This window comes from Wohlfahrtiimonas larvae (assembly GCF_002006755.1).
Classification (GTDB): domain Bacteria; phylum Pseudomonadota; class Gammaproteobacteria; order Cardiobacteriales; family Wohlfahrtiimonadaceae; genus Wohlfahrtiimonas; species Wohlfahrtiimonas larvae.
In genome coordinates this window covers 1-12,301 of the sequence record NZ_MVDO01000092.1, presented here as the reverse complement: position 1 = coordinate 12,301, position 12,301 = coordinate 1, and the positions used below count along the sequence as shown (strand labels likewise).

Here is a 12,301-nt window from a genome sequence, read left to right as displayed (position 1 = left end):
TTAGAAAAAGTTAAGCAGGTGAATCATGATTAGTTCAGTCATTACAGTCACCAACGGCATTACGCTCAAAAACATCACAGACAATGAGCCAAGCATCATTTTATTCACACGTAATCAGTGCGTTTCATCTAAAAAGATGCTGCACATGCTCGATGAGTTCAGCAAGAAACATCCACATATTGCGTGTGTTCAGATTGATATGAGCCCAAACAGCGTAGGCAAAGCGATCGCTCACCGCTTCAATATTATTGTTGCACCATCATTTGTTGTGTTTCAGCAGAAGAAAGAAACCAATCGTGGTTGTGGCTATACGCAGTTTTTAAACTATATGACAGGCGAAATCTAATATGTTTAAAGAAATGGATAAAAGCCAACGTGATGAAGTGGTTCGCCGCTTCATGACGGAAACAGGCGCGAAACAGCAGGGCGGTGGCCAGCATTATAAAGATGGCTTATGTCCAAGTTGTAACAAAAAGAAATTGTGGATCTTTGGGGATAATCCTTGGAAGATTCAGTGTGATAGCACATCGTGCGGTTATGAAGTATCCGCACGTGATCGTTATCCTGATGTGTTTGAGAATTTTTCTAAGCGTTATGCAGTTGAAATGGAAACCGATTCACGTGCAATAGCGAAAGCATACTTGAGGGAAGCAAGGGGCTTTAATACTGCATTATGTGGTGATTTCACGCAAGAAACATATTTGGATTATATCACGAAAGTATCTACGCCAACGGTTCGCTTTGCAATGCCAGGCGATGGTCATTGGGAAAGATTGATTGAAAACTTAGAGAGCTTTGATAAAAAAGCACACTTCAAACCTAAATATTCTTATAAAGGATTGGCTTGGCAACCTAAAGATTTGGATGTCACTAAAATCCATGAGTTGTGGGTGGTTGAAGGTATATTTGATGCGATAGCATTGAAACATCATGGCATTGCTGCCATCAGTGCTATGAGTGCGAATAACTTTCCTAGCGAAACATTGACACAAATCTACCAAAAGAATCCACGCTTACGCATTGTGATCGCATTGGATTCAGATGAAAAGGGCAGACAATCTGCACTGAAATGGTTAGATCAATGTGATGAGATTGGCTTTTATACCATTAAAGTTGCCATCACCAATTCAAAAGATGATTGGAATGATAAGCACTTAAAAGATGAATTGAGCGATGAGCATTTAGAGGATTATTTTCATCATGGTGCGGTGTTGGTAGCAGCATCACCGATGGAAAAAGCTTATTTGATGTATCAGAAATATGAAAAACAGCAGTTTTTCATTGAGTTCAATTCCAAAACATATTGGGCGAAAGTGGATGTTAAAAGTATGTTGGAAGCCATTTCTAAAAATGATGAAGAGGAGGAAACTGCATTTAAATCCGCTTGTAACATCATAGAGATTGCCAACTGTATCACTAATATTTTATATGCCCAAAAAGAGATTGATACCAACGAATTGTTTTATTTTGTTGAGGTGATCATGGGTAAAAAACGCAATAAGGATGCCTTTTCGCCTAAGCAGTTATCCAGTGCAGGTGAGTTTAAAGCACGCATCATGAATACATTGAGTGGTGCAATTTTTGAAGGTGAAACCAAGCATTCTGATCAGATTTATAAGATCAAAACACAAGGCATTCGTGACATCAAAACCATTCCATTCATGGGTTATACCAAAGAGATTGGCGCATATATCTTTAAGGACTTTGCAGTTAAAAATGGCAAGGTGCATAAACTCAATAAAGAAGAATATTTTGAGTTGCCAGGAGATCAAAATATTAAAACAACTTTTGATATGCCTGAGTTTGAGCCAAGCATGGAATATCAAAATAATTGGTCACAAGATTTTATGGATGTGTTTGGCCATAAAGGTTTAACGGTATTGGCATTTTGGTTGGGTTCGTATTTTGCAGAGCAATTGCGTGAGGTTTATAAGGGTTTTCCTTTTTTGGAGCTCACAGGTGAGGCAGGCGCAGGTAAATCCACTATTCTACAATTCATGTGGAAGCTAACTGGGCGCGGTGGTGATTATGAAGGTGTGAACCCTAATAACGATACCAAAGTCGGCTCATTTAGAACGATGGCACAAGTTGCAAACTTGCCAAGCGTAATGATTGAGTGTGAAGGCTTCAGCTTAGAGGATTTGAAATCCTTATATAACGGTGGTTCATTACGCAATAAAGGTGCGAAAAATAATGGGCTGAATACAGTGACCAATAAATTCCGTGGGTCATTGGTGTTATCTCAAAATGAGCGAGCGATCACAGAAGGCTCACGTGATAACCAAGTGGCTTTATTATCTCGATTGGTTTATGTGCATTTTGATACAAGTAATCATACATCTGAATCCCGCATTAAGGCGCGTCGATTGGAGCAGATGCCAATGGATGAGTTATCAGGATTTTTGGTGGAAGCATTGAAAAATGAACATGCGATTTTAAATAAAGTGCATGCAATGTTTGAAACTTATCAGGCCCGAATTATGCAATTGGATGGCGTACATACAACGCGCATCGGTTTAACCCATGGTTTGATGTTGGCATTATTGGATGCTTTAACACTATTGATGCCAATCCCTGCACACATCAAAAAGATGACAGAGGATTACATTTGTAAGATTGCCGTTGAGCGTGATGTAGAGCTGAAACAGGATCACCCTATACTTGAGCAATTTTGGGAGGTTTATGAATATCTCAATGCAGAAGGCTTTGCAGTCAATCATTCAAGAAATGATGAGTATATCTCTATTAATCTGAATCAATTTTATTGCTTGGCAGCAGAGATGCGCCAGCAACTCGATGATATTAAAACGGTTAAAAAGATGTTGCCCCAAACATCACGATACAAATATCTCGAGCACAACAAGGTTGTGAATTCCAAATATAACGATGACGAATACAAAAGCAAAGGCACGAAAGGCTTTGGCGCTATGCGTTGTTATGTATTTCATAAAGGCAAGAAAGTTAGTCAATAGGTGATGCGATGAACGAAGAAATGAAGAAGAACGATCAATTATTAACGATTAAAGATGTGGCAGATATGTTTCAGATGTCCGTTGGCCATGTGAAGCAACGAGTGGTGAAACAGCCTGATTTCCCTGCACCTATCAAAATTATGAAGTACGGCCAACCACGCTATAAGCGATCAGATATTTTAGCGTTTATTGATAGAAGAAAGGAGATTTAACATGAAGTTTTATATTGCATAACACCGCACAAGAAGTATTTTTAGATGTCAATGATGTTTTATATGTTGGCATTGATCGAACCAAATATTAAAATGTTGAAGAAGCTATAGAAGACTTTGAGATTGTTTTATCATTCACCAAGCTAAATCTTGGTGAATGATAACGTATCCTATTGATAATAATTTAATACTCCTCAATATTTAATTTATGGGCTTTCAATATTCTATCTTTATTGAGTTCATTTTGTTTGCCAATCCTAATAAGTGCATTTCTTAAAGGAATAGTATTCTTTTCTGTACTTAACCCAATGATTGTAGCAAGAGTATAATAGAGATTTGGATCATTATCTTTTGACATGATCCAATCATAATATTCATCTTCCGTTAGTGAATTTAAATATTGACGTTGCTCACTGCTAATAGTGTTTGGTTTTAAATCTAGTACAAACTCATCCATTGATGAGTATTCACTCTTCAATTTTTTTATTTGACCTTCTACATATTGCATTGTGTCGAGATCAAGAATGTTAGTGTGCATATCAATATGTTGTAACATATTATTTTTTTTATCTAAGATGAATTCTTTATGACTTTCTATATATACATCAATCAATTGAAATTCTTTTTCGGTATTCTTATTTTTCATTTTTTTGAAAAAATAATAACTATCAAAGCAGCTCAAAAAATCGATTAGTGAGAGATATTGATAATTTTCAGGTAAAGTAATAATATCGTAAAATGCATTGATAATATCAGATAAATTATCATGATATGTATTCCTGTATAAGTCCCATGCCTTGGTAATATTATTTTGAGCTATATTTTGTTTTTCAATAATATTAATACGCTTAATTTCATTTTGAATTTTTAATTTTAGCTCTTCTTGATTCCAAAAACCATGCTCTAGTGTATGGATAATTTCTTCTGTAAAAACAGAGTATTGATTAATGTATAATTGTTGGGCTTTAAGCATTAATTCATCATATGAGCTTTGATCGTATTTGCCTTTAAATTTATTCTTTTCATGTTCTTTAGCCCTTTCTTCCTGTGCTTCTTTCGTTCCTTTAATACCAGTATTGAGCTCTTGATATTCAGCTATTAAATCGGGGGTCTTGATGATATCAAATGGAACTTTGCTATTCATTTCATAAAAACAATGAGATAAATATATTGTTCTTTTGATAAAATCCTCTGTGATTAATGCATCTAAATCAGTTGGAGAAATTTTAATAAAATCATCAATAATCTGATTTATCTTTGTTAAGACTCTAATATTTTTTATTATAATATTTACATGTTCTTGTTCATTGATTACTTTAGTAATAATCGGATATTTTGTGAGCTTGTTACCAAAAGCAATTTCTAGTTGTTCATTTAATATTGGAGCATAAGTTAGCTCAATATCTACAATTTTTTCACGATATTTATTAAAAGTTTCTTTTTGTTTGTTTTCTAATTCATCTTCGTTAAAGATTAAAATAATTTTACAGTTTTTTTGTTGTGCTAACTCATCGGCGTAACCCATTAAGGTTTCAATTGGGAATTTTGAATCTATGCGCTCAATATCGTCGAAACAAATTAGCATATCTTTAATATAGTTATTGCTTATAAAGTTAGTAGAATCTCCGATATACCTTTTAATAATGGCTAGTTTGTTAATATGATCTAAAAATTTACCTGCATTTTTTAAGCTAAAAAAGTGTTTATCAATATTTTTATATGTTTCTTTTTTGAACAAATTAATCCAAAAAGATAAGTGTTTGAAATGATCAAACCAGAATGCTATTAAAAAAGCTAATAAAGCCATTACACCGAGTATTTTCAGGGAAGGGGTAAATATAAAAAATAATATAAACAAAGATATAGCTGATATAAATGTTTTTTCTTTAGTAATAGAACCATTCCAAATAGAAGAGTGTAATTTTATAGGACTAGAAGAGGTAAAAATTTTATTTTTCAGTTCATTGATATCTGAGATTCCAAATAGGGAAACATAGCTATAATTTGGTAATACATTGCTTATAATTTGTTTCTCATCGTCTGACAATTTTGTTTTATTGTCGAGATTGTTATCTTCAAAAAAATTTTTCCAAAAATGAGTTTTTCCAACTCCCCATTTGCCTTTTAATACAAGGATTTTATTTTTATTTTCTAGGTTTGTTAAAAACTCTATTAGAGTATCATTAATATTTTTGCTCATATTTATCCTAATCTATTCGCAATTTCGGTGGCTGTTGGGTTGTAGTAAATCATCAATGAACGTGTGTCACGATGGCCATTTGATATTCTCACTCATACATTTAAGTATTTCTACAATTTTATCTGTTTTAAAATTAGGTAGTCTTTCTAGTAATAATTCGAGTCTTTCTAAATCTAACTCTTTTTTACTATTTATACATGAATCATAGAGATCTATTGGAACGCCTAGGTGAGTGAACAATAATCTATGTGATTTAGAAATATCTGTGATTTTGTGAAACTCTGTAGGGTTAATATTAATAGATAATAGTATCTCATCTATGCGCTTTTTATCATATGTACTAGATGTGACAAAAATTCTATTAAATAAGCATTGAATAACAATGTTATATATGTGTTTGACTCTTTTTAGATGATCTTTGTTGAGTAGATTGATATTAGTAGGAAATGAACTCTTGTGAACTAATTCTTTCTGTTTAAAATCATGCCATTGTCCATGAGCTAGATAATTTCTAAGGGATATAAGTGCATTAAAATCATCAAAAATATCATCAGCAGGGACTACTCCATATGAAGACAATATTTTTTTAAGTTCATTGAGTCGATTTTGATGATTTTGTCCATTTTTAGTGACGGGCTCATATTCACTAATATCATCTTTTGAAGATATATATGAATATAGTAATGTTTCATATGACGTATGGAAGTGTAATATCCAAAATCTACATATGGCGGAAATATGGATGTCAGGTAAAAGTTTTTCCATATCTTCTAATGCCATTTCATTATTTGCTAAAGATTCAAAAAAATCAGAAGGGATAATATCACCAGTGTCTGTTTTTACTGCTAAAGCTTCAGGTTTTCTAGAATGTAACATTTTATCCTAATCTATTTGCAATTTCGGTAGCTGTTGGGTTGTAATAAATCATCAATGAACGAGTGTCACGATGGCCAATCATTTTTGCTAAGTCTAACACACCTAATTTTCTTGCCAAACGAGTACATGCCTCATGGCGTGAATCATGGAAGGTTAAATCCTCAATCCCCAAAGCTCGGGTTGCTTTGCGGAATGTTTGGCTCACGCTGTCCGAACTAATATTAAATAATGGCCCGCTCATTTTAGGACTTAATAATCTCAGCAACTCAATGGCACGAGAAGAGAGGGGAACATCACGATTATCATCATTCTTTGTGCCAAAAAGCGTGAGGTATTTATCATTCAGCTTGATTTGTTTCCAATCCAAGTACGTGATTTCACTTTGGCGCATGCCTGTTTCAATGGCAAGCAAGAAAATCAGGCCAACAACCTGTTTTTGTAACGTGGGTTGCGTGTCTTTAAATTGAAACCATTCCATTAATGCTGCAATTTCTTCTTCTGATACTCTACGAGTGCGGTGTGGTGGCTCTTTTAATGATCGTAAATCTGTTAAAGGATTATGATTAGTCCAGTTCCATTCACGACGGGCCATTTCCACAACTGCACGTACCAATGATAATTCACGGTTCTTGGATGAATTGGCAATAGGTCGTTGATCGCGCCATTCAGCAATCATGCGCGCTTTGAGTTTCATCAAAGGAACATCTTTGGGGAAATAGTCTTGATTCATAAAAGCATTAATGCGGTGCTTTTCATTTTTAGCACCCTTCTTGGTGGGCGTGACTTCTTGGGCATAACGCAACATTGCATCACCTAAAGTTTTGCCATCATCATAATCTTTTTCTGCACCTGTTTGGATTTCACGTTCACGTGTTTCAATCCACATGAGAGCATCCAACTTAGATGAGAAGCTTTTGGATTCATTGTGCTGCACATAGTTTTTGGTGATTTTGACACGTGCCTGGTAAGAATTGCCACGTTTACGAATAGTGCCCATTTTATTGCCTAATTTAAAAATAATCTTAAAAAATTATATAGTTCAGTATTCCAAAAACTAAGAAATGAACCAGATATAGTTAATATTGATCCAAAAAATAAAGGGTAGAATTGTTCAAGAGCTTTATACTTAGGTGAGTAATCTGATAGATAATCAAAGTTATCCCAAATATTTCTAAACCAAACTTGGTGAACCTTAGAGTTATAATTTAGCGTGTCTATTTCTGTTTTTAAATCTTGAATTTGATACTTTAGATCTAAAATTTTTCTTTCGTGTTGATTCGCTTGATTCCACTCTTGATTACTAAATGCATCTCTCCTTAAATCAAAAAAAGATGATTTAGAATCTTCTATTGGTTCTCTTTGTACAAAAGGTGGAATTTTGATAAATGCTTCTTTGTAAATGATGGATAACGGTACGAGTACACCAATAAGTTGTAATATGAACGATACAATTTTAAGAGAATCTGGTCCCGCTTGATTGTAGACCAAAATTACTATTGATATGAATGCTACAACTAGGCAGCACAGTAAAAACAATATAATCAATTTTGTCCGCATTTTGTCCCCTATGAATACTACATGATGTTTCGATTTGTGGTGCTAAGTTTAGCAAGAATCGAACATATAGGAATATTGTAAAATGAATAGTAGTAAAAATCTTCCCGCCGCCTCCACCAAATATCTAGTAAAAAATTAAGCTATTTCAATGACTTGGAATAGCTTTTTTTATGTCTGATCCATTTTTTGTACCAAATGGTGTGCAACAATTAACCAACATTATAAAATGTTTTATTATCAGCGTACAAGGGGTGAATATGGGAATTATTGCTGAAAAATTTAATCTGAAAATTTGCGAACTAAAAGCAAATTTTAATACAAATAAGAATGTTGTTCATCAAGGGATTAAAGGTGGTCTTAATGAAGCAGAACTTATTTTATTAATTAAAGATGTTATTCCTTCCAAATATAAGATCGCCAAAGGAATTATTGAAAATGCTAGAGGGCAACAATCTAATGAGACGGATATTATAATATTTGATGATGAAATATTGCCCCCATATATTAAAAATGATGTTGCTTTTGTGCCAGTAGAAGCAGTTAAATATAATTTTGAGGTAAAAAGTAAATTAAATGCATCAGAATTAAATACAACTATTGATAAATTTAAGAATTTTCGGGATATTGGGGGGAGATCACCTACGGTTTTATTTGCTTTTTCTACAGATATTAAAGGTGATGAATTAGTACGATATTCTAAATATGATGATGGTTTTTATATTAACCCAGTAATTAGCGTTTTGTGTATTTCTAATAAAGGATATTACTATAAAGACTTTATTGAATATTATCTTAAAGATTTCTTATCGGTAGATAAAGTCATAGAAAAATTACATGAATCCGATAAGAGTAAATTGCAAATTTTTGATAAAGATAAAGTTATTATAAATGGTGTCCGATATTCTGATATTACTTTTAAGATTCATAGGTGGATTGGATTAGATGTGGGGGGTAATCATATAGAGCTTTCACTTTTATCTGGTATATCCAATACATTATCCAAGAATGGTCTTGGTTCATATTTACTAGATAATGATGCTGTAAGCCCCAAAATTTTAGCTGAAAGTTATGAAGATATGTGGGGTAATATTAGCTGTCGTAGATTTGATAAGAATGGATTGAATAATAAAACAATAAATTTTACTTTTGATTCTAACGAACAAAGAAGCCAAGTGGTTTTTAGCATATCACCTTGAAAATAGTAGAAGTATTTATATAACTAATTATTTAAAGTTTTCAGATACCTTCTTAAAAGAAGTAATTTAAGTAACTTAAGTAACTTATCAGAAAATATTAATATAACTATTTGTTATTTATGCATTTATATCGGATATGAAAAGGTAATTTTTAAGTAACTTAGAAGTAATTAAATTATTCTTTAAAAAGTGTAGTGGCATACAATCAACCTCCATCAAATTAGATAATTTTAGGGGCTGTAGAACATACTGTCACTCAACAGAATTTAGAACAAGAAGCGCTGAGCCATAAATATTTTGAAGAATGTATTTTTAATTACTAAATAGTTTAGAAGTAGAAATTATGTAATCAATCATATATGAGCAATTATTCATGATTTTTAAAATTAATAACTCATATATGATGTTTCATTTTAAAATTAACTTAGAAATCCATTGTCATAGATAAGTTAAATGTGCGCGGTGCGCCCATACCTAAGTTTGTGAAGTTAGCCTTTGACCAATACGCTTTATTGCCCACATTCGTCACAGCAGCACGAACAGTGATCGGATTACCAGCAACTTTACTTGTGTAGCGTACACCCAAATCAAATACAGTGTGCCCTGGGATAGACAATGAGTTATCCGCATTGATGTATTGCTTGGACATTGTTGTGACATTCGCTGTCAAAGTCATGCCTTGCAATTGTGGGATATCCCATTCTGCACCCAATTTACCTTGCCATTTTGGTAAGCCAGTTGCTAATTTACCTTTGTTTGCAGAGTTCGCTGTTTTCGTAATTTTTGGATCAGAATAAGCAACGCCACCCATTAAACGCACACCTTCTAATGGTGAGCCAAAGAAGCTCCATTCCACACCACGGTTACGTTGCTCACCACCAAATGAGAAAATATTGCTGGTTGGATCTGTATAGCTGCTAGGGCGTTTGATCTCATATAAACTGATGGTCTGTGAAAAGTCACCAAAGTCGAATTTGATGCCCATTTCTTTCTGTTTCGTTTTATATGGCGCAAAAACTTCACCAGCATTGGCTGCCGTAGCAGGTGCGATGGATCCTTGATTCAAGCCTTCTGTGTAGTTCGCATATAATGAAATTTTATCTGTTGCTCGGAATACCAAAGCAGCCGCTGGTGTTGTTGCGCTTTCTTTGTATCTTTCACCCATGCGCGCGCCTGTCATAGCATTGAAGCTTTCATTCATCACTTGTTGATGGCGAACACCTAATGTTAGTTGTATTTTATCATCAAAGACTGACAAAGTATCTGCGATCCCAAAGCTTGTTAAACGCATTTTAGTTTTACTGATGGCAGGAATTGGTGAAGGTTGTGGGAGTGCTGGACCCCAAATAGGATTATAAATATTACTGACCCAATCACCACTTGGCCCAATGCTTCTATAACCATTTAAGCGATAATCCTCATTGTAATGAGTAAAGTTAATGGCAAACTGGTGATTAATTGAACCTGTGCTTGCTTTACCCTGTAATCCTAATTCCATGGATTTACGCGTCCAACTATCTGATACACCACTGAAGTTCGTACGGAAATCACCAGCTTGATTAAACACTAAAGGTGCCGCCATGTGGCTATTGAAATCAGTTTTACTGATCCCACCCGTTGCATAAACCATGAGTTGATCTGTTAAATCTAATTCACCACGAAGCATCATGCCTTTATCAGTTGTGTCATAAAAAGCCCATGGTGGGTTCCAAGATACATTACCTTTTTTCGGTGGCTTTGGTACAGCTAAACCAGGTGCTAAACTGATTCCGCGAGTTAAACCATCTACGCGATCTTTACTGTGATAGACATCGGCAGATAAACGAATGCCTTCACCACGGAAATCTAAGCCCAATGAACCTAAAGAAGCTCTTTTATCCTGATTTTTAACGGCTGTTTCACCATCTTTATAAACACCATTGAAGCGAACACCCAATTGTTTATCTTGACCAAAACGGCGACCTAAATCAACGTGCCCACCAAAATGAGATTTAGACATATAGCTCGCTGTGATGCGTGTTAAAGGATCATCGCCTGCACGTTTTGTCACTAAATTTACTGAACCACCGACAGAACCTTTTGGTGGCATGCCATTTAATAATGCAGAAGGGCCTTTCAATACTTCTACTCGTTCAAACATTTCAGGTAAGTTACGATAATAACCAGCAACACCAGGTAAGCCATTCAATGTCACATCGCCAGAAGCTGAGCTGAATCCACGAATGGAATAACCTTCGTTGCTTTCGCCGGGAATGCCACTTGAAAATACTGTCGGGTCAGTTTTTGAAATCACTTGCTGAATGTCTGAAACTTGCTGATTTTCCATGAATTTTTCTGTATAGCTAATGGTGTTAAAGGGCGTTTCCATAAAGTCTTTATCGCCCAATAACCCAATTCGGCTGCCTGTTGTTACTTGTCCACCCGAATAAGGCGTGTTTGCAGAAGCTAAACCGCCATAAACTTTAACTGCATCCAACGTGATAACATTGTCAGTTTCTTCAGTTGTTTTTTCTTCTGCTAATGTGGGCGTGATGTTCACAAGCAAGCTGAATGTTAAGCCTGTCAGCACCAATGATTTTTGATGATAGGGTATTTGCATGTTAATTTCCTTGCGCAGTTGAGTTAGTCACGATAGCCTTTGAGCACATCGTCAATGATTAATTTAAGGGAAGTAGGGCTTGCTGCTGTGATATACCAAGCTTCAGCATCAGCAAAAATCACTTTGCCATTTTTCCAAGCATTGGTTTCTTTTAAGAGTGGATTACTCAAGCTTTCTGCATTGATGGTTGGTCGACTTTCCATCACAGCAGTACGGTCCACAATGTAGATAATGTCGGGATTCGTTTTGAGGATAAATTCACTAGAAATCGGCTGACCATGTAATGCTGTATCAATTTCTGGGCTTGCAGGTTTGACACCCAAATCATTGAACACAAATCCATAGCGAGATTTCAAGCCAAACGAACTGTATGAGCCATTGTTATGTAAAACGATGAGCGCTTTTTCAGGGCGATTTTGTGTGATGTTTAAAGTTTCTTTAACCTTTTCATTGATCTCATCAACTTTCTGTTGTGCTAACTTTTCTTTTTTGAAAATTTTGCCTAAATCCATAAGATGCTTTTTGATCACTTCAATGTGGGCAGATTGGCTATCTTTATAATCCACATCAAAATGAATGGTTGGAGCAATTTGCGTTAATTCTTTGTAATGGTTTGCTTGTAATGATGTGATCAAGATTAAATCAGGGCGCGTTGCATAAACCTTTTCCATATTTGGTTGTACAATTGC

Annotated in this window: 10 protein-coding genes; 4 read left to right on the top strand and 6 right to left on the bottom strand. The window is 34.8% G+C overall.

Going from position 1 to position 12,301, the window contains the following annotated elements:
* The first annotated feature begins 25 nt into the window (after positions 1-25).
* From BZK14_RS05770 to BZK14_RS05760, 3 genes are read left to right on the top strand one after another with little or no spacing between them, the layout of a single operon-like run.
* On the top strand, positions 26-346 hold the full coding sequence (locus BZK14_RS05770; RefSeq protein WP_077925606.1) for a thioredoxin family protein: 321 nt from the start codon (positions 26-28) through the stop codon (positions 344-346).
* Position 347: 1 nt separating this feature from the next.
* Positions 348-2,972 carry a toprim domain-containing protein gene (locus tag BZK14_RS05765; RefSeq protein ID WP_077925605.1) on the top strand — a complete coding sequence of 875 codons (2,625 nt, stop codon included), beginning with the start codon at positions 348-350 and terminating at the stop codon, positions 2,970-2,972.
* 8 nt (positions 2,973-2,980) lie between these two features.
* Complete coding sequence (locus tag BZK14_RS05760; RefSeq protein WP_077925604.1) at positions 2,981-3,184, top strand: helix-turn-helix transcriptional regulator; 204 nt, start codon at positions 2,981-2,983, stop codon at positions 3,182-3,184.
* Between the two features lie 184 nt (positions 3,185-3,368).
* On the opposite strand, the gene BZK14_RS05755 is transcribed toward BZK14_RS05760, so the two are convergent.
* From BZK14_RS05755 to BZK14_RS05740, 4 genes are all read right to left on the bottom strand, one after another.
* Positions 3,369-5,384 (bottom strand): P-loop NTPase fold protein, encoded by a 2,016-nt coding sequence (locus tag BZK14_RS05755; RefSeq protein ID WP_077925603.1) that lies wholly within the window; start codon positions 5,382-5,384, stop codon positions 3,369-3,371.
* Between the two features lie 66 nt (positions 5,385-5,450).
* On the bottom strand, positions 5,451-6,260 hold the full coding sequence (locus tag BZK14_RS05750) for a hypothetical protein (RefSeq protein ID WP_077925602.1): 810 nt from the start codon (positions 6,258-6,260) through the stop codon (positions 5,451-5,453).
* A gap of 1 nt (position 6,261) precedes the next feature.
* Positions 6,262-7,257, bottom strand: a complete 996-nt coding sequence (locus tag BZK14_RS05745) for a tyrosine-type recombinase/integrase (RefSeq protein ID WP_077925601.1) — start codon at positions 7,255-7,257, stop codon at positions 6,262-6,264.
* 8 nt (positions 7,258-7,265) lie between these two features.
* Complete coding sequence (locus BZK14_RS05740) at positions 7,266-7,817, bottom strand: hypothetical protein (RefSeq protein ID WP_077925600.1); 552 nt, start codon at positions 7,815-7,817, stop codon at positions 7,266-7,268.
* A 170-nt stretch (positions 7,818-7,987) separates the two neighbouring features.
* Here BZK14_RS05740 and BZK14_RS05735 point away from each other — a divergent pair, with 170 nt between their 5' ends.
* Complete coding sequence (locus tag BZK14_RS05735) at positions 7,988-9,013, top strand: DUF6602 domain-containing protein (protein WP_245831186.1); 1,026 nt, start codon at positions 7,988-7,990, stop codon at positions 9,011-9,013.
* Between the two features lie 424 nt (positions 9,014-9,437).
* On the opposite strand, the gene BZK14_RS05730 is transcribed toward BZK14_RS05735, so the two are convergent.
* On the bottom strand, positions 9,438-11,612 hold the full coding sequence (locus tag BZK14_RS05730; RefSeq protein ID WP_077925599.1) for a TonB-dependent receptor: 2,175 nt from the start codon (positions 11,610-11,612) through the stop codon (positions 9,438-9,440).
* Positions 11,613-11,635: 23 nt separating this feature from the next.
* Positions 11,636-12,301: siderophore ABC transporter substrate-binding protein (locus BZK14_RS05725; protein WP_143691369.1), on the bottom strand; the 666-nt coding region annotated here is incomplete at its 5' end.